This window comes from Methylophilus sp. DW102 (assembly GCF_037076555.1).
Lineage (GTDB): Bacteria > Pseudomonadota > Gammaproteobacteria > Burkholderiales > Methylophilaceae > Methylophilus > Methylophilus glucosoxydans.
This window is the reverse complement of record NZ_AP029023.1, coordinates 611,241-629,932: the sequence shown is the minus strand read 5'-3', so window position 1 is coordinate 629,932 and position 18,692 is coordinate 611,241. Positions and strand designations below refer to the sequence as shown.

The 18,692-nt window shown below is 54.2% G+C and carries 18 protein-coding genes; 5 read left to right on the top strand and 13 right to left on the bottom strand.

Annotation, left to right across the window (positions count from 1 at the left end):
- Positions 1-21: 21 nt before the first annotated feature.
- The 9 genes from AACH41_RS03010 to AACH41_RS02970 are packed head-to-tail and all read right to left on the bottom strand — an operon-like array spanning position 22 to position 7,217.
- Positions 22-417 carry an EamA family transporter gene (locus AACH41_RS03010; RefSeq protein WP_338656657.1) on the bottom strand — a complete coding sequence of 132 codons (396 nt, stop codon included), beginning with the start codon at positions 415-417 and terminating at the stop codon, positions 22-24.
- On the bottom strand, positions 392-1,543 hold the full coding sequence (locus AACH41_RS03005; protein ID WP_338656656.1) for a GNAT family N-acetyltransferase: 1,152 nt from the start codon (positions 1,541-1,543) through the stop codon (positions 392-394). The genes AACH41_RS03010 and AACH41_RS03005 overlap by 26 nt, the downstream gene beginning before the upstream one ends.
- Positions 1,544-1,545: 2 nt before the next feature.
- The gene (locus AACH41_RS03000; protein WP_338656654.1) at positions 1,546-2,784 is read right to left on the bottom strand and encodes a beta-ketoacyl-[acyl-carrier-protein] synthase family protein; all 1,239 of its coding nucleotides are present in this window, start codon (positions 2,782-2,784) and stop codon (positions 1,546-1,548) included.
- Entirely contained in the window at positions 2,784-3,038 is a 255-nt protein-coding gene (locus tag AACH41_RS02995) for a phosphopantetheine-binding protein (protein ID WP_338656652.1), read from the bottom strand. Before AACH41_RS02995 ends, AACH41_RS03000 begins: the two co-directional genes overlap by 1 nt.
- Before the next feature lie 31 nt (positions 3,039-3,069).
- Positions 3,070-3,909, bottom strand: a complete 840-nt coding sequence (locus AACH41_RS02990) for an alpha/beta fold hydrolase (RefSeq protein ID WP_194749367.1) — start codon at positions 3,907-3,909, stop codon at positions 3,070-3,072.
- Positions 3,906-4,274 (bottom strand): EamA family transporter, encoded by a 369-nt coding sequence (locus AACH41_RS02985; protein ID WP_194749366.1) that lies wholly within the window; start codon positions 4,272-4,274, stop codon positions 3,906-3,908. The genes AACH41_RS02990 and AACH41_RS02985 overlap by 4 nt, the downstream gene beginning before the upstream one ends.
- Positions 4,271-5,143, bottom strand: a complete 873-nt coding sequence (locus AACH41_RS02980) for an arginase family protein (RefSeq protein WP_338657570.1) — start codon at positions 5,141-5,143, stop codon at positions 4,271-4,273. The genes AACH41_RS02985 and AACH41_RS02980 overlap by 4 nt, the downstream gene beginning before the upstream one ends.
- Positions 5,144-5,153: 10 nt before the next feature.
- Positions 5,154-6,527, bottom strand: coding sequence for an aminotransferase class III-fold pyridoxal phosphate-dependent enzyme (locus AACH41_RS02975; RefSeq protein WP_338656648.1), 1,374 nt, complete (start codon positions 6,525-6,527; stop codon positions 5,154-5,156).
- Positions 6,528-6,542: 15 nt separating this feature from the next.
- Complete coding sequence (locus AACH41_RS02970) at positions 6,543-7,217, bottom strand: MtnX-like HAD-IB family phosphatase (RefSeq protein ID WP_194749363.1); 675 nt, start codon at positions 7,215-7,217, stop codon at positions 6,543-6,545.
- Positions 7,218-7,425: 208 nt separating this feature from the next.
- Between AACH41_RS02970 and AACH41_RS02965 the strand changes: the two genes are divergently transcribed.
- Together AACH41_RS02965 and AACH41_RS02960 are read left to right on the top strand one after the other, a co-directional pair.
- Entirely contained in the window at positions 7,426-8,097 is a 672-nt protein-coding gene (locus tag AACH41_RS02965) for a response regulator transcription factor (RefSeq protein ID WP_194749362.1), read from the top strand.
- Complete coding sequence (locus tag AACH41_RS02960; protein WP_338656645.1) at positions 8,094-9,539, top strand: ATP-binding protein; 1,446 nt, start codon at positions 8,094-8,096, stop codon at positions 9,537-9,539. The genes AACH41_RS02965 and AACH41_RS02960 overlap by 4 nt, the downstream gene beginning before the upstream one ends.
- 122 nt (positions 9,540-9,661) lie before the next feature.
- Here the strand turns inward: AACH41_RS02960 and AACH41_RS02955 are convergent, their stop codons facing one another.
- Positions 9,662-10,168 carry a hypothetical protein gene (locus tag AACH41_RS02955; RefSeq protein WP_338656643.1) on the bottom strand — a complete coding sequence of 169 codons (507 nt, stop codon included), beginning with the start codon at positions 10,166-10,168 and terminating at the stop codon, positions 9,662-9,664.
- Positions 10,169-10,420: 252 nt separating this feature from the next.
- On the opposite strand from AACH41_RS02955, the gene AACH41_RS02950 reads away from it, so the two are divergent.
- The 3 genes from AACH41_RS02950 (at position 10,421) to AACH41_RS02940 (ending at position 13,359) form a co-directional block, all read left to right on the top strand.
- Positions 10,421-10,594, top strand: a complete 174-nt coding sequence (locus AACH41_RS02950) for a DUF1328 domain-containing protein (RefSeq protein ID WP_194749360.1) — start codon at positions 10,421-10,423, stop codon at positions 10,592-10,594.
- 115 nt (positions 10,595-10,709) lie between these two features.
- The gene (locus tag AACH41_RS02945; RefSeq protein ID WP_338656641.1) at positions 10,710-12,944 is read left to right on the top strand and encodes a bifunctional (p)ppGpp synthetase/guanosine-3',5'-bis(diphosphate) 3'-pyrophosphohydrolase; all 2,235 of its coding nucleotides are present in this window, start codon (positions 10,710-10,712) and stop codon (positions 12,942-12,944) included.
- A gap of 43 nt (positions 12,945-12,987) precedes the next feature.
- Complete coding sequence (locus AACH41_RS02940; RefSeq protein ID WP_194749358.1) at positions 12,988-13,359, top strand: DUF202 domain-containing protein; 372 nt, start codon at positions 12,988-12,990, stop codon at positions 13,357-13,359.
- A gap of 45 nt (positions 13,360-13,404) precedes the next feature.
- On the opposite strand, the gene AACH41_RS02935 is transcribed toward AACH41_RS02940, so the two are convergent.
- The 3 genes from AACH41_RS02935 to AACH41_RS02925 are packed head-to-tail and all read right to left on the bottom strand — an operon-like array spanning position 13,405 to position 18,686.
- A complete protein-coding gene (locus AACH41_RS02935) occupies positions 13,405-14,565 on the bottom strand; it encodes an efflux RND transporter periplasmic adaptor subunit (protein WP_194749357.1) in 1,161 nt (386 codons plus the stop codon).
- Complete coding sequence (locus AACH41_RS02930; protein ID WP_338656636.1) at positions 14,558-17,752, bottom strand: efflux RND transporter permease subunit; 3,195 nt, start codon at positions 17,750-17,752, stop codon at positions 14,558-14,560. The genes AACH41_RS02935 and AACH41_RS02930 overlap by 8 nt, the downstream gene beginning before the upstream one ends.
- A complete protein-coding gene (locus AACH41_RS02925) occupies positions 17,745-18,686 on the bottom strand; it encodes a DedA family protein/thiosulfate sulfurtransferase GlpE (protein ID WP_338656634.1) in 942 nt (313 codons plus the stop codon). The genes AACH41_RS02930 and AACH41_RS02925 overlap by 8 nt, the downstream gene beginning before the upstream one ends.
- Positions 18,687-18,692: the final 6 nt, after the last annotated feature.

Here is an 18,692-nt window from a genome sequence, read left to right as displayed (position 1 = left end):
GGGCGCGAGAACAGCCTACTACTAACTCACGCTGGAAATCGTCGCCCCCAGGGTGATCAGGCCAATGCCCATGATTTGCGCCGGGCTCAGATGCTCGGCAAACAAATAAACCGAGACCAGTGGCACGGTGGCATAGGCAATGCCAGAGATCAAATGTGCCTTGGAGAGGTCGGTGCGAGACATGAGCAGCATCCAGCAACAAAATGCCACCAGTAGCAGCATCACCCCACCCACCAGCGCAGGCTGCAGCAACAGTGAGCCGGCAAAGGCAAAAAAACGCTGCCAGCTTTCCAATGAGGCCGCGCCAACCTCCAGCGAGGCCATCTTGAATAACACCTGACTAAACGTATCGCAGAAAATCAGCAGTGAAAATAACCAGACGACACTGGCGTTAGATGTTCTGGTCAAAGTTTTCATAAGCAAGCAATTTGGCCAGACAAGCCAGCGGTTGATTCAGGAAGCGGTTGGTATGTTTAAACAGCAAATAGGTGTCTTCAAGCTCGGCACCCAGTCTTTTCTTCACCTCGTAGGAGGCCTGCCCGCTTTGAAACTGCGTGATGCCATCGCGCAGGCACATCTCGATGTTATAGATCCAGCTTAAGAAGTAAATATTGTGCTCCGCCGCGACAGGCTGGTGCATGCCGATGTATTTGTCCATCAGGGTATGGCCGTTGTGTAGCAGCATGTTAAACGCAATCAGTTTGCCTTCGAGGTAATACAGCACAAAGCGGGTATTTTCTGGCATCAGGCCCGCCACAAACTCAAAAAAGCTGCTGGTCAGTTTTTCAAACTTCAATTCGCTGCGCTCATAGGTTTCGAGATACAGCTGGTAGATTTCGTCCAGATTGGACGGCATGCCCTGCACTTCGCGGATTTCAATTTGCGAGCGTTTTTTGAGCTTTCTGCGCAGGTCTTTGCGCGTGGCATAACTCAGGCTGGCGAAGTAGGCCTCCATCGAGTCAAATGCGATCTGATTGACCGCGACCGGCATGTTTCTGAGCGTGCTGTAGCCCAGCGCATTGAGCGGGGCACCCACTTTTTGCAGGTCACGTGCCAGTACATCTTTAAAGGCAATCACCGAGGCACCGGCTTTGGCGGCAATTTTTTGCAACTGCGCATTGAGGGCCTGCATCATGGCCGGATCAAACGGATAGTCAGGATGCAAGGTCATTTTGCAGGCATCCGTGATTGGCGAACCGACGCAAAGTAATTTGACCCGCATCAGGAAAGGAATACGCTCGCGGACTTTTTGCAGCAAAGGTTTCAGGCGCCCTTGCACCGTGGTATCCAGGTTGTAATCGGTGATAAAAAACGGCGCCAGGCAAACAATGACCTGATTTTTCTTGACCGCCAGGTAACCGGTTTTAAAGCCCTGCACATTGGCGGAGTCAAACGCCAGATGCAAGCGGTAGCCTTCGAGATCATCCTTTAACAGCGTTTTCCAGGTTTCCTCGGGAAACTTGGCGGCACTGTAGCCAATTTCGACGTCAAACACAGGCGTTTCGGCACTGAGGTTGGAATCCATATATAAGGCAGTTTGCATGATTAGATCTTTCTCAAAATAAGGACACCGCTGGTACCACCAAAGGCAAACGAGTTACTCATGACAGTCTCGAGATGCTGAACGGGTTGCGCCTGGTTGGCCACGTAATTCAAATCACATTCCGGGTCCGGGCTGTGCAAATGCATGGTGGGCGGCAAGGTGTTTTGCTGCAAGGCGACAATGCAGGCGACCAACTCGACCGCGGCCGCAGCGCCCATCAAGTGACCATGCATGGATTTGGTGGAGCTGACCGGAATCTGCGCCGCTGCCTCACCGAACACTTGCTTGATCGCACGGGTCTCGGTTACATCGTTGAGCTGGGTGCCGGTACCGTGTGCGTTGATATAGCCAATCTGTGCCGGATTGAGGCCGGCATCTTGCAAGGCTTTTTGCATGGCCAGGGCCTGACCTTCGACCGAAGGCTGGGTCATATGGCTAAAGTCATTCGAGGTGCCAAAACCGACGATTTCCGCCAGAATATGCGCGCCGCGCGCACTGGCATGTTCGTAGGTTTCGAGCACGAACACGGCTGCACCTTCGCCGAGTACCAGGCCCGTTCTATCGGCAGAAAACGGTTTGCAGGAGGCTGCAGCGGCTTGCGGGTCTTCTTTGGCGAGGGTACGCAATGCCTCCCAGGCCTTGATGGTGCCAAAGGTGAGCAAGGCTTCAATGCCGCCGGCCAGCGCCGCTTCACAGCGGCCAAAGGCAATCTGTTTGGCGGCTTCACCAATGGCAATCGCGGCAGAAGAACATGCGGTGGAAATGGTTTGATTAGGGCCAGCGAGCTGGTATTTGGTCGCAATTTGTGAAGCAGCGGCACTGTTCATCGCCATGAGTACTGTAAACGGTTTGAGCCGGTTCAGGCCCTGCTTGAACAAGCGCGCATAGCCTTCTTCCGTGGCGGCGGCGCCGCCCATGCCGGTGCCGATAAAGCAACCAAGCGCGTCTGGACTGAAGGCAGCCAAATCGATACCAGACTGCTGCAAGGCTTGCTCGGCACTGTGCAAGGCAAACTGGCTGACACGGTCGAGCAAGGCCAGTTCCTGGCGGCTGAAATGCTGCTCTGGCTCAAACTGGCACTGGGCAGCAATCCGCGTTTCGAGTTGCTCGGCAAACTCAGCCTTGAGCGCACCAATGCCTGACACCCCATTCAACAGGTTTTTTTGAAAGGTCGTCACATCGTTGCCTAGCGGCGAAACGATGCCCGCCCCCGTGATCACCACCCGGCGCGGCATGCTCATTATGCGCTGGCCTCGGTCTTGAGCAAGTCGTCCAGCATGTGCACCACATCTTCTACGGTGGCAATCTCTTCTGAAGGGTTAGGCACCTTGATGCCATACTGATCTTCAGCCTGGAAGATAATGTCAAAAATATCCAGCGAGTCCAGGCCAAGGTCGACCAGCTTGCTTTGCGGTGTAATCGTCTTCTGGTCTATCTCCAGCTTGCTGGCGATCAGGCCGCTCACGACTTCAAATGTATTCTGTGTATTCTGCATAAGCACTCCTTACTTATCTCACTTCTAGTGATCAGGCGTTAATCACGGACAAACAAAACTCTGCACTGCGTCTGGCGATATCATCCTTGCGCTTGTCCAGTGTCACCACGTGGTAGGTATCGCCGATATAAAAGGTTTCCACATGCTTGCTGGCAATTTCTTTTTCTACCAGATAGGCATTTTTAAGGCTGGCCATGTCATCCTCGGTCGAATGCACAATCAATACCGGGCACGTCACTTGTGGCAACTGCTTGCGCGCTGCGCGGATCAATTTGACACTCTGGTAGATGACGGTCGCCGGGGTCTTGAAATAGCCGATTTTTTCCGAGGTACGGGCATCCTTGTTTTCAAGCACGGCAGCCACCATGGCGCGTGTACGCTCGCACTTGATGCCATAAGGCGCGGTTTCTTCCCACTGCATGACATAGCGCAAGGGCGAATACAGCACCAGGGGCAACAAAAAGCGTTGCTTGAACAGGGGGATATTCCAGCCGTCATATACAAAGGTCGCCGACAACAGCACCACGCCAGCCACTTCTTTGCCGTGTTTGGCAGCCACCAGCAAGGCAATCAGTGCGCCCATGGACAGGCCTGAAACAAACACGCTTTTATAATGTTTGCGCATCTCGAGAAAGACGGTTTCAATCGAGGTAAACCACGCTTGCCAGCGGGTGCGGCTCAGCTCCTGCACCGAGGCGCAATGCCCGGCCAGCACCGGGCACACCACAGACAGGCCTTTGCGGGCGATTTGCTTGCCGTAATGTTTCATTTCTGCAGGCGTGCCGGTCAAACCGTGGACCAGTAATACGGCGTGTTCTGACTGTTGCAGCCAGAAGCCGTTTTCGCCTATCAGTTGTTGCAATGTGTTCATGTGTTGCTCCCTAACAACCCAACGCCGGCCACAATGAGCAAGGCCCCCAGCCAGCGCTTCATGCCAATCTGTTCATTTAACGCCAGTCGTGACACCAGCATGATCAATACAATAGTGATGCTATACATCGGAAAAGCCTGGCTCAGCGAAGAGGCGGACAAATAGGTAATCCAGATCACGTATTCCACCACGTAGACCAGCAAGCCGGCCGGCACATGCCAGCGGGTCAGGCAAGACCGCAACAGTGCCATCGGCGAAGTTTCTACCGTGGTCGCCGGTTGCATGGCACCCAGCTTAAACAAGGTGGTGCCCAGCGTATCCAGCAGGACGGCTGCGACAAATAATGCGCCGGTATGTATCATCATGCGCCCCCCTTCAGGGCATGTACCAAGCGCAGGTTGGCGGCTGCATTGACCCGGGCGGCGGCCAGCACAGCCTCACGCGGATGCACTTTGCGGTCTAAATAAGAGGCGATCCATTTGAGTGGTGAACGGAACCGCACCGGCGAAAAGTCGCCCACCGTATCCGCACCTATCACCTGTTTATGCTGGCTGAGCGCCTGAATCACGGTGGTAACGGTGGTCAGAGGCAGACTCCCCTGCTCCCAGTTGGTCTTGGCGTCTGCCGCTTGCAGGCAGTCTTTATCAATGCTGATATAGACCTGCTCAGTGTCTATGTACGACAGCACCTCTTGAATCCCCGTCGCCAGGTCTTGCGCCAGCTTGCTGTGCAAAAACAGGGGCTGCGGCGCATTCACCTGCACCTTGCGATAGGGCAACAAAATGATTTTTTGCTGCAGAAAGCTTTCTACATCGCCTTTTTTAAACTGATCGTGATCAATATCGCCACTTTCGAGGCCGACGATGATCACGCGCTTGACCTGTGGCAAACGGGCCAGTTGATAGACCCAGGTACCACAGTGATACTGATGCGGTGGCTGCATCCAGTCAGGATGATTGTCAAACAGCACCACCGTCAACGGCGTTTCAAAACGCGCAATCAAGGCCAGTGAGATATGGTGGTAGTCGCCGGAACCAATCAGCGAAAATTGCGGCAGGCTTGTGCGCGGCCGCAACTGGCTGGCCATGGCGGCAAACGCCTTGGCGGAAGCCCACAGGCGCGTCGCCGTTTCATGCTGGCGCATGGCATGCAGCACCGGCTGCACCCCTTGCGCGTTCAGCATGGCCAGCTGCGCCTGAATGCTGCCATCAAAATCGTAAGCGACCACTTCCATCTCAAGCAAGTTACTCTGCTCCGCAACGCTTGAGCAGCATTTCAAACAGCTGGATACCCAGGTCGATTTCTTCCTCGGTAATCATCAGCGAAGGCGCCAGCGTAATCACGTTTTTCTCGTAGCCACCGATATCCAGCACCAAGCCATACTGCTTGTCACCGATCAGCAAATCGCCTTTCAGGCCTTCGTTAAACATGCGGTCAGCCAGGGCACGACTTGCGGTAAAACCGTCGCTCTCGCACAACTCGATTCTGAGCGCCAGGCCCAGACCGCTGACATCGCCCACGCACTTCCAGCGCGACTTCAGCTCATGCAAACGTTTGAGGAAATGCGCACCACGTTGACGTACATGCGGCTCAAAATCTGACTCTTGCGTCATTTTCAACACTTCTAGCGCCACGGCAGTGCCGAGCGGATTCGAGGCAAAAGTAGAGTGGGTTGAGCCTGGTGGGAATTTTTCAGGCGAGATCAATTCTTCGCGCGCCCAGATGCCGGACAGCGGATTCAGGCCGTTGGTGATCGCCTTACCAAACACAAAAATATCCGGCACGATGCCAAAGTTTTCCCAGGACCACAATTTACCCGTCCGGTAAACGCCCATCTGAATTTCGTCGGCCACCAGCAACACATTGCGTTTTTTCAGTGAAGCTTGCAGCTTTTGCATATATCCCTCAGGCGGAATAATGTAGCCGCCGGTCCCCTGCATAGGCTCGATATAAAACGCGCCAAATTCACACTGTTTGGATTTTTCATCCCAGAAAGACTGGTATTCGGTTTCAAACAGTTTTTCAAACTCTTTGTGGCAATAGGTATCGCAAGTTTCCACTTTCATGTCATACGGACAACGGAAGCAGTATGGATATGGCACAAAGTGCGCGCGGTCAGAAAAGTTGCCAAACCGGCGGCGGTAACGGTAGCTGGAAGTAATCGCAGAGGCGCCCAATGTACGGCCGTGGTAACCGCCCATAAATGCAAACTGGTGGGTCTTGCCAGTATGGTTACGCACCACTTTCAAGGAGTCTTCAACCGCTTGTGCCCCGCCGACGTTGAAGTGGACGCGGCCTTTGACCCCATATTTTTCTTCCATGTAGCGGCAGATGATTTCTGCCAGCTCGACTTTTTCCTTGTGCAGGTATTGGCTGGCCAGTTGAGGCAAGGTATCAATCTGCTTCTTCAGTACATTGGCAATGCGCTCGTTTTTGTAGCCGAAATTGACGGCGGAATACCACATTTGCCAATCGAGGTATTTCACCCCTTTTTCGTCATACAAAAAGCTGCCATCACAGCCCTCAAACACTTTGGGAGGATCGGCATAGTTCACCGTGTCACCATGTGAACAGTACTGATTGTTCTTATCGAGAATTTCTATAATTTTTTGGTCCATAATGAAATCGCCTCACTAGGCTGTTTGGTGGGTAAGGGTGGTTGAAATCTGACATTCGGGCCAGTCTTGCAAGACGGCCACCACATCGTCAAAGGTAGAAAACGGAATAAAAGGAATCTGGTTTTTTTCGCAATGCTTGACCAGTGAGCCTTTGGCAAACACCACATCAGCGCGTTTGGCCAGACAGGCGTCTGACTTGCCATCGCCGATCAACACCACTTTTTCGCCAGGATAGGCGCGCTGGGCCGTGGCAATCGCACATTTGCAATTGCCGTTGCCGCCCGCACAATCAGGCTGACGGTTAGGGAAAGTCATGCGGATGCCTTTGGGTTCAAAGTTCAGGCGATTGGCAAACACCGGTAGCTCAGGAAAGGCAGAATGTTGCATGGAAACCTTGATCGCATGATCCAGGCCATCGCTGGCAATCACCACACGCGCAAACTGGCGGGCAAAGCTATGAAACTGGCAAAAGCTACGGTCTAGCTCTATGGTGCGGAAAAAACTTTCGAGGGCAATGTGATCGGCTTCAACCAGCGCCAACTGGTTGCTCATGCAGGTGACGGCATCGATCTCGCCCGCCAGCCACGACTGCTCATACTGCTGCCAACGGTCATCGGCAAACTTCTCCAGCAAGGCATCAATCGTGTCCGACTTTGAAATGGTGCCATCAAAATCCACAATAAATAACATCACCCTCTCCTTATTTTTCGACAACAGCAATCTGGTCAGAACAGCAGGCCCTTGCTGTTGCGCCTACCGGTCAATCTTGGTTACGGCGTCATCATGCAGTCAAATTCTTACGAAACACTTACAGTCATTCAGTGGCCAAATTGATGTAAGCAAGCTGTAAGTAGGCATGAGGCAAGCTAGCAGTCATCTTGAAGCAGGACTCAGATGAATGCGTATTTTGTTGGTTGAGGATGATGTGGTACTCGGTGATGCCGTCGTGCAATCGCTAGTCAATGCAACCTATGCGGTTGACTGGTTCAGAAATGGCAAGGACGGTGTACTGGCGGCACAAGCACAAACCTATGATCTGGTGTTACTGGATTTGGGGTTGCCGTTTTTAACCGGCTTTGAAGTCATTCAGCGCTTGCGCAACAGCAAACAATCCGTCCCTATCATCGTGCTGACAGCGAATGACAACCCGGATGATATCGTCAACGCCTTTGACATGGGCGCGGATGATTACCTGATCAAACCATTCAGACTGCCCGAGCTGGCTGCCAGAATCCGCGCCCAGATCCGGCGCGTGAATGCGCACTACTCCTCCAAGATTACGATAGGTCCGCTGGAACTGGACACCAAGGAGCATAGCGTTCACCTCAAGGGCGAGAAACTCAGTGTGTCGCCACGCGAGTTTTCCTTACTGGAAACCCTGGCCAATAAATGCGGCAAGTTGGTAACCAAAGAGGCGCTGATTGAAAGCCTGTGCAACTGGGAACAGGATATCGGCCAGAATGCGATTGAGGTCTATGTGCACCGCTTGCGCAAAAAACTGGGCGACGGCGAGGTCTGCATTTCCAACGTACGCGGTCTGGGCTATATCATGGAACAAAAAAATCCATGAATCGACTGTTCAAATTGAGCCAGGGCCGCACCCTGCGCAAACAGTTATTTTTGTGGGTGACCATCCCCATGTTTATCCTGGTGCCGCTGGACACCACCATTTTGTACAAGGTGGGGAGCCACTTTATTGAGCAATCGTTTGATGAGATGCTGGAGGATATTGCCAATGACGTGATCGCCATGATCAGCGAATCCGGCAAGAGCCCGGAAAATTTCAGAATGAGCACGGAATCACAAACAGTGCTGTTTTCTGACAAGGATGATAAAACCTATTTTGCGATTTACGACGCGCAAGGCCATTATTTAAGTGGCGACCCGACACTGCCCTTTAACCACAAGGACAGCTTGAATCATCGTCATTTAAGCTATGCCAGAGCGCATGGCGAGGTCGTGCGATTGCTTAATCAGAAAAGCACGATCGTCGATCATCAGAACCAGCCGCTCATGTACTCTGTGTTGATTGCCGAAACCGTGCACAAACGTAATGACTTGCGCAGCCGGATTCTCTTTGCCATCGTCCTGCCACAGTTGCTCCTGCTGCTGGTCTGCAGTGTCATGCTGTTAGCCGGGGTGACCAAGGGTCTACGGCCACTGCACGAGCTCAACGAAGAGATCGCCAAACGCTCCAGCACGCAACTGGACCCGGTCATGCTCAACAACGTACCCGAAGAGGCCATGGTGTTGATCAACTCGATCAACCTGCTCATGGGAAGGCTCAATAACGCCATCCTGGCGCAGAACCAGTTTATTGCCGATGCCGCCCATCAATTGCGTACCCCATTGGCGGGCATACAGGCGCAACTGGAGCTGGCATTGCGCCATGAGCAGGCCAAGGACCAGTCTCAACACCAGCTGGGCATGATTAGCGAAAGCGTGAGCAAGCTCACACATATCGTCAACCAGTTGTTGCGGCTGTCAAATAACCAGCCTGAAGCCGCCAACGTGATTGCGCTCAAACCGGTCAATCTGCTGGCCCTGGCCCAAGATGCCTGCGTGGAAGTGATTCATTTTGCACTGAAAAAAAATATAGACCTGGGGCTGGAATCCAGTGGTGCTGGCCCTTTGCCAGACTTCACTATCCATGCCGACAAGCAACGCCTGAAGATTCTGCTGGTCAACCTGCTGGACAATGCGGTTCGCTACACGCCGGAAGGGGGCAAGGTGACGCTGTCTGTGATTGCCCAGGAAAAATGGACGGAAATCCAGGTGGAAGACAACGGTATCGGCATCCCGGAAGAAGAGCATGCCATGGTGTTTGAACGCTTTCACCGCGTGCTCAACCATTCACAGGAAGGCAGTGGCTTGGGCTTGTCCATCGTCAAGGAGATTGTGGCGCTGCATAGTGCCAGCATCACCGTTAGCGCTGGCGCACAGGGCATAGGCACGTTGATGAGGGTGCGGTTTCAACGGCCAGACGCTGGCGGCCCGACCAAGCTGAGCTAAGGCATTACGTACTTCGCTAGGTCTGATGCACTATGCTGGGAACAGTATGGGCTGAAAGCGAGCGGTTGCTGGCCATCCAACCCACCCTGGCATCATGCTCCATCTTGATAGGGAGAACGATCTTACGATTTGATTTTACGTGCTGGCCGACTCGGCGGATTCAGCGTGGCATATAAATTAATCAGGCTGCGTTGCTGACCATCAGAACACAGCTGAAAATGAATCAGGTACTGCTTGCCGACGCGGATAAACTGGTGGGCGGCCTGAATCTCTTCTAGCGTCAATACCGGGTTTTCACCGACATTGGTGGCCACATCCAGCGCATTGCCTTGCCAGTCAAACTTGATTTTCTCAGGCGTCATGCCACTTTCACTATAGGCCACGGTTTTGATTCTGGCCATGGTGACTTGCTGCTGGCAGTCAGGCGACACTTCATCCAGATTCACCAGCGCAATGACGGCAGGCTTGCTTGTGGATTTGCTACCGTGCTTATCCTCAGTCACCGTCATGGCACTGATCACTTTGGCACTATCGCTGGAAGCCAGTGCAAAAGAGACCGGCCACCAAAGACTAAACAGGCAACTTCCTGTGACCAGCCAGGCTGCTCGACACTGTTTGATCCCGCCCATGACTGCGCCCTCCTGCAGGTTAACTCATTTGCACTCCGCCATTCACACTGGCGGACTTGCCTATTTTTGATTTGAAATAATATACGCGCATTTTGACGCTCGCCAAGCACTTTTATACTTGTCAATCACGCATGATCCGACTGCGCGCTGCGTCAGCCTTTTCTGACTGGCAGTCACGACAGAGGCTGATAGTGCGCATGCCAGGCTTTTTTTATCATGAGCATGTATTTAACCAATTGGGAAAGGTCGAACATGCTTTATTACGCACTCTTGTTTCTGGTCATTTCATTTATCGCCGGGCTCTTGGGGTTTAGAGGCGTTGAGTCGGGCGCGGCCACCATCTCCAAGGTATTTTTCTTTATTTTCCTGCTGCTGGCCATCGGCATTGCGCTGGCAACGGTGCTTGGCATTAGTATGATCGCTTAATGCCCATTCAACCCTGGCAGCGGATACCACCTTCCGCTGCGGGTACGCGTCCTGATCCATGCGTCAGGACGCGTTTTATCTTTACGCTGCCTGGGGATAGCGGCGATAATAGGGCATGGTTTCTGGTCACCGCTCTACTCACACGCCCACTGTACTTGATCCACAGGCACTCAGTTTGTGGATGGATTCCTTAGTGCAACGGTTTACGGCTGATGAATTGACACAAATACGGCAGGCGGCTGAGCTGGCAGCGTCGCTCTATGCGCAACACCATGCCATCAACCGTTACCCCCTATTGCAACATGCCTTAGAAACGGCCTCTACCCTCTCGGATATCAACATGGATGCAGACAGCCTGACTGCCTGCATTCTATATGCCGCGCCAGACTTTCTTGATGACTGGTCCGTCCACTTATCTACCCGCTTCAATCCGTGCGTTGTCAGTCTGATAGAGGGTATTTCGCGCATGTCACAGATCCATGCCTTGAGTGAAATGGATGGCTTGCACCATGCGGACGCCAAAGCGGACCACAAACAGAATGACCGCGCGCAACAGTTGGAAGCGCTGCGCAAAATGCTATTGGCCATGGTGCAAGATATCCGGGTCGTGTTGATCAAGCTGGCAGAGCGTACCCAGTTATTACGGCATTTGTCTGGCGCCAGCCCAGAGCAACAAGTGCAGATTGCCCGCGAGAACCAGAGTATCTTTGCCCCGCTGGCCAACCGCCTTGGCGTGTGGCAACTCAAATGGGAGCTCGAAGACTTATCCTTACGCTACCTCGAACCGCAACTGTATAAAGAAGTCGCGAAAATGCTGGACGAACGGCGCGTGGATCGTGAACAGTATATTGCAGAGGTCGTGCAGCAGCTGCAGCATGAACTGACCCAAGCGGGCATCCAGGGGGAAGTGAGCGGGCGGCCAAAACACATCTACAGCATCGTGAAAAAAATGCGTAGCAAGCATCTGCAATTTAACCAGCTCTATGATGTGCGTGCGGTACGCATCATGGTGCAAGATGTGAAAGACTGCTATACCGCACTTGGCCTGGTGCATCACTTGTGGCAACCGATTCCCGGTGAGTTTGATGACTATATTGCCCGCCCCAAAAGCAACAACTACCGGTCACTGCACACCGCTGTCAGCGGCCCTCGTGGCCTTGCAGTGGAGGTGCAGATCCGCACGTTTGAAATGCACCAGCATTCCGAGCTGGGCGTTGCCGCACATTGGCGCTATAAGGAAGGTGGGAAATCGGACGCGAAATTCGACGAAAAAATTGCCTGGTTGCGCCAGATCCTGTCCTGGAAGGATGAGGTCGCTGATCACGGTGATTTGCTGGAGCAATTCAACAATGCGTTATTGCAGGACAAAGTATACGTGTTGACACCACAAGGCAAAGTCATGGACTTGCCCAAAGGCGCCACCCCCATAGACTTTGCTTACGCTTTACACACAGACCTGGGTCATCGTACCCGCGGCGCGAAAATCGACGGACAGATCGTCCCCTTGCATACCAAGCTGGAAAACGGCCAGCGGGTGGAAATCCTGACCGCCAAACATGGCGCCCCCAGCCGAGACTGGCTGAACCCTGCGCTCGGCTTTTTGCAAAGTGCCAGTGCGCGCGCCAAGGTTCGCCACTGGTTTAAATACCAGCATTTTGAAGAAAACGTCGCCCAGGGCCGGGCTAAATTGGACAAAGAGTTACACCGGGCCGGAGCCAGCAGCCTGCCGCTTGAAAAAGTAGCACAAAAACTGCAGTTCCAGAAACTGGAAGATTGCCTGGCAGCGATTGGCCGCGGCGATATCAGCGAACACCAGATTGCCATCACCATTCAGGGGGAATTGACACCGGTTGCGCAAGGCAATGCGCCAGCCATCATCAAGCACCCCAGCGCCTCTCAGGTGAACCATGCGGGCATTATGATTGAAGGCATAGGCAATGTACAAACCACCATGGCCAAATGCTGCAAGCCGGTGTCGCCAGAACCGATAGTCGCGTATCTGACGCGCAACCACAGTGTGACCATCCACCGCCAGGCGTGCTCGTTTATTACGCGGCTCGACCAGACACGCCACAACCGTCTGCTCAATGCGCAATGGGGCAATAAACAATCTGGCGTATACGAAGTGGATATTGTGCTGGAAGCGAATGACCGTCAGGGATTGTTGCGTGACATCAGCGAGCTGTTTGCGCGTGAAAAAATCAATACCACAAAAGCGAACACGCTCAGCCGCAACCATGTGGCGCTCATGCACTTTACGGTGGAACTGGTTGACCTCGACCAGCTAGAGCACTTGCTGGCAAGGCTCAAGCAAGTGCCAGGCGTGATCATGGCCCAGCGACAGACCTAAGCCACGGTGAATGGTGACATCATGAAACAGGAGAATCCAGCACATGTCTTACCTCGATGACCCACGGGTTTATTTTGCGGCAGAACGGACATTGCTGGCCTGGCAACGTTCAGCCATTGCCCTGATGGGGCTGGGGTTTGTGATTGAGCGTTTTGGCTTATTTATGCAGCTCATGGCACAGGGTCAGCCAGTGTCGCCCTCCCAAAGCATGTTATCGCTCTATCTCGGGGTTGGATTTATTCTGCTGGGGGCCTGTACGGCAATCTTGTCTGCCATCCAGTTTCTGCTGTTTTACCAATCACTCAGCACACAGGAAAAACCACGTGGCCACGTTTACTGGCTGCCACCGGCGGTCAACTTGTTCCTGGCGGTCTCTGCGGCAGCATTAAGCGGCTGGTTAGTGTTTACTCGCTAGCCTTTCCAGGCTCGGATAAACTGGATTGGCAGATTTACGCCATCATCATTTTTCCGCTGCGGCCCTCATGGCAATATTGACCTGATCCCCATCGTTGAGACCATCTGGCGGATTCTCTACCACCATATCCGTGCTCGTCAGGCCGGACTGCACTTCCAGTTGCTTACCCAGGTCACGCGCAATGGTAATCGTTTTTAAAGTCACCTTGCGATCTTTACCAACGGTAGCCACCTTGAGGCCATTCTGGTCAAAAATCAGTGCACTGGCAGGAATGCTCAGCCGCGCGACAGCATCATTGAATAGCAGATTGACATTGGCAAAGCCCCCGGGCAAAAAACGGCCCGCCGCATTATCCACCAGTAACTGTACCAGCGTTGTACCAGAGGACGCATTGATGGCACCTGAAGTTGATTGTATCGTGGCCTCGAACGCTTCACCCGCGGCTTCCGGCACGGTAAACCTGGCTTTGTCACCGGTCCGGATCTGACCGACATAATTTTGTGGCACATTGATATAGAGGCGCAACTTGCGTGTGTTGGACACTTCAAATAGCGGCAATACCGTCGCACTGCTACTGCCCGCATTAATCAGCGCGCCAGTGTCGGTATTGCGCGCTGTCACTGAGCCGTCAAACGGCGCCACGATGCGGGCAAAACTTTTGAGGGCGAGCAACCGGTTGACATTGGCTTCGGCCGCCTTCACGATCGCCTGCTTGCTTTGCAAGTCTCCCACTTTTTCATCCACCGCCTGACGGGCAATCGACTGCGTTTTTAGCATCTCCTGCCAGCGCTTGGCCGTGGTTTCTGCCAGTGCCACATTGGCTTGCGCACTGGCGAGATCGGCTTTGGCTTGCAACAATTCCTGATCCAGATCCGGCGTCTCGATCTCGGCCAGCAATTGCCCACTTTTCACCCGCGTGCCGATATCGGCTTTCCAGGATTTTAGATAGCCACTGACGCGCGCATAGATCGGTGCTCGTGCGTAGGCCTCAAATCGCCCTGGCAAGATCAGGCTGCCCCCTTGGTCAGACTGTGCAGGCGTGTGGATACTGACCGTCGGAATCGACTGCTGGTCGGTCCAGGCCTTGACGCTGGCGTCATGGCTGTGACGGCTGCTGATGCCCGCAATCACAATGCCACTGGCGATCAGGGCCAAGATCAGGCCCGCCAGCTTGAGGCCCCGGCTGGCCGTGGGTGGATTACTCATGGATAGGGTCTCCTGAATCACTGACTGGCCCTGAAACACTTGCCTCAGGGGAAGCCTGTCGTTTTTGATGAATCGCACTAAAGACAACGGGTACAAACAGCAGGGTGGCGACGGTGGCAAACAGCAGGCCACCGATCACAGCCCGGCCCAACGGTGCATTCTGCTCGCCGCCCTCGCCCAGGCCCAAAGCCATGGGGGTCATGCCGATGACCATGGCCAGCGCGGTCATGAGTACCGGCCTAAAGCGGACGAAGCCCGCCTCCAGCGCCGCAGCAGTCGCATCTTGCAAGACGGCCAGCCGTTCGCGGGCAAAACTGATCACCAGCACACTATTGGCCGTCGCCACCCCCATACACATGATGGCGCCGGTCAGGGCGGGCACCGACAAAGGCGTGAAGGTCACAAACAGCATCCAGACGATACCGGCCAGCGCCGCTGGTAAAGCTGAAATAATCACAAACGGGTCACTCCAGGATTGCAGGTTGACCACAATCAGCAGGTAAATCAGCACAATGGCGCCCAGCAGCCCAAAGAACAGGCCGGTAAATGCGCTTTGCATGGTCTGCACCTGGCCCAGCATCACCACGCTGGCGGCTTTAGGCACTTGCGCTTGCGTGTCCTCCAGAATCTTGCGGATATCGGCAGCCACCGCCCCCAGGTCGCGATCCTGCGTGCTGGCATGAATCTGCACCATGGGCTGGATATCATATTGGCTGATGACGGCATTGCCGACACTGCGTTTAAATGTTGCCAACCCACCCAATGTCTGCAGCGGCGCATCCGCGCCACCTATCGGCAGGTTGGCCAGCGTGTTGAGGCTATCGAGCTGGTATTGCGGGGTTTGCAGCACAATCGGGTAAGTCACGCCATTGGCAGGGTTCAACCAATAAGTCGGGGAGACTTGCGAACTGCCCGCCAGGTTCACCACCAGGCTATTGGTGACGTCGCGCGTACTGATGCCCAGCTCCTGCGCACGGGTTTTATCGACGGTAATGTCAAAACCGGGACGCCGACGCGACTGCTGGATACGCGCATCGACCACACCGGGCACGGCGCGGATGCGCGCCAGCAACTGGTTGGCATAGACAAAATCTTCGGCCAGCTTGCCGCCGCGAATCTGGATGTCAATCGGGGCTGGTGAGCCAAAATTAAGTATCTGACTGACAATATCCGCTGGCGGGAATGAAAAGGTCGTATCCGGAAACTGCCTGGGCAGCACTTCGCGTAGGGTACGGATGTAATCTGCTGTCGGCGCATGCTCGGGTTTGAGCGCGATCTGGATATCGCCATCATGCGCGCCGGTCAGGCCGGTATTGTTGTAGGTCATGTTGATACTGCTGATCGGCATGCCGATATTATCGACAATGGTGAGGATTTCCTCCGGCGGGATAACCTGTTTGATGGCTGCCTGTATCCGGGCAAAACGGTTGGCGGTGTCTTCAATACGGGTGCCCACCGGTACGCGGGCATGCATGAGGATTTGGCCACTATCCACCGCCGGAAAAAAGTTACGCCCCAGCCCGGGCAATAATAAAAATGACAGCATGACCAGCAACATAAAGCCGATCATAAACAGTCGGCGGTGGGCAATCGCCAAGCTCAGCAAGCCATGATAGCCCTGCCGGAGCTGCTCAAAGCGGGTTTCAAAGTGTTGCTGGAACCTGACCAGCGGATTGCGGCTGGCTGGGCGGTGTTCACCTGCGACATGTGGTTTGAGCAAGTAATTGGCCATGGTCGGGACCAGGGTCCGTGACAAAATAAACGAGCTGACCATGGCAAACATGACGGCTTCGGCCATGGGCACGAATAAAAAGCGCGATACGCCCTCGAGAAAAAACATGGGCACAAACACGATACAAATACACAGCAGCGACACAAATGCAGGCGTCACAATCTGTGCGGCACCATCGAGAATGGACTGCTCGACCGGCTTGCCTTGCTCCAGGTGCCAGTTAATATTTTCAATGGTCACGGTGGCCTCATCGACCAGCAAACCTACTGCCAGGGCGAGGCCGCCCAGGGTCATGATATTGAGCGTCTCGCCTATGGCCGACAGCCCCATCACCGCCCCCAGAATAGACAAGGGGATGGAGGTGGCAATGATCAGTGACGAGCGCCAGCTGCCCAAAAAAAGCAGGATCATGAGGCTAGTGAGCACCGCCGCCAGCACGCCTTCAAACACCACGCCTTCAATCGCCGCGCGCACAAACAGCGACTGATCGTTGATCGGGGTTGCCACCAGCGTCTCAGGTAGGGCCGGCTTGATTTCTTCCAGTTTGGCCTTGATACCATCGACAATATCCAGCGTCGAGATGGCACCGTTTTTGAGTATGGTCATCAGCACCGAACGGTTGCCATCCACATGCACGATATTGGTTTGTGGCGGGTTGCCATCACGTACCTGACCGATATCACGCATGTACACGGTGGCGCCATTGACCACCTTGACCGGGATATTGGACAGCTCGTCAATTTGAGTGACGGCATTATTCAGGTTCAGCGTGTATTCAATGCTGCCAATTTTTTGTGTCCCCACCGGTACGATCATATTGTGCGCAGCCAGCGCATTGGCAATATCCTGTGCCGACAAGCCACGGGCCTGCAACGCGGCCGGATTCAGGTCAATCTGGATCTGCCGGCTTTTGCCGCCATAGGGAAATGGCACGCCCGCACCGGGCACCGTGACCAACCGGATACGCACGGCATTCAGGCCCAGGTCAGCCAGGTTCTGCTCGGTCAGCCCTTTACCAGACAAGGCAATCTGCAAGATGGGCACCGTGGAGGCGTTATAGTTAAGAATCAACGGCGGCGTGGTGCCGGCGGGCATCTGCCGCGTCACTGTTTGCGAAATCGCCGCCACCTGCGCATTGGCGGTGGCGATATTGACGCCCATATGGAAAAAGATTTTGACGATGGCAAACCCATTGTATGAATTGGCCTCGATATGCTCGATATCGTTGACGGTGGTGGTCAGGCTGCGCTGATATAGCGTACTGATGCGGCCCGCCATGTCATCTGGCGGCAAGCCATTGTATTGCCAGGCCACCGCTACCACCGGGATGCGGATATCCGGAAAAATATCCACCGGGCTGCGCAGGGCAGACAAAGTACCAAAAATCAGAATCAGCAGCGCCATCACCACAAAGGTGTAGGGCCGTTTGAGGGCAATCCCTACCACATTAAACATGCGCGTCCTTTGCTGCGGTGATGGCAAAACCGGCATCCCGCCAGGCATCAATGCCGCCGCTTAACGGGCGAATATTGCGATAGCCACGACGAATCAGTTTTTTTGCCACTTTGGCTGCGGTGACCTCATTCGGGCAGGAGCAGTACAAAATGACGGGCGCATCTTCATCAATATCCAGCGTCAATTGGTCCACATCTTCCAGCGTGACAAACTGTGCCCCCGGAATCCAGCCGTCTTCTATCAAGTGCGGGGCACGCGTATCCAGAATCATCGGCGCCGCATCACTGGCGATCAGTGTATGCAACTCTTGGACACTGATACGCGCCATGCGCAGGCTTTTGAGAAAGCGTTGCCGGTCCCACCATTTGACCGCGATAAACGCGGTTAACAGCAGTAAAACCAGCCCGGTGCCCCATTTACCCATTTCGACCAGCGTCAGCATCAGCTCGTCAATGGCAGAACTGAACAGATTGCCCAACCACAATGCGGAGCCCGACCATAGCAGCGCGCCCAGGCCATCCATGAGCGCAAACAGCCAATAAGGCGTGCCGGATGATCCGGCCAGCGCACTCGAAATAGAGGCAAAGCCCGGAATAAACTTGCAGACCAGCAACGCGAGCGGGCCAAATTTCAGGTAGAGCGCCTCGGTTTGTCGCACACAGGTGTCTGGCGACAAGGATATTTTGCATAACTTGCCCATGACGCGCTTGCCATATTTGCGCCCGGCGCGGTACCAGATGGAGTCGGCCAGCAAGGCTGCCACCAGTGCCACCAGCAACATGGCCGCCCAGGAATACTGGCCATTGCCGATCAAGACTCCGGCCAGCAGCAAGGTGGGATAGGCCGGTAAAGGCAAGCCCATCTGCTCCAGAAATACACTGGCAAACACAATCAGCAAGCCATATTGCTGAATCAGCTCAAGCACGACATTCATAACAGT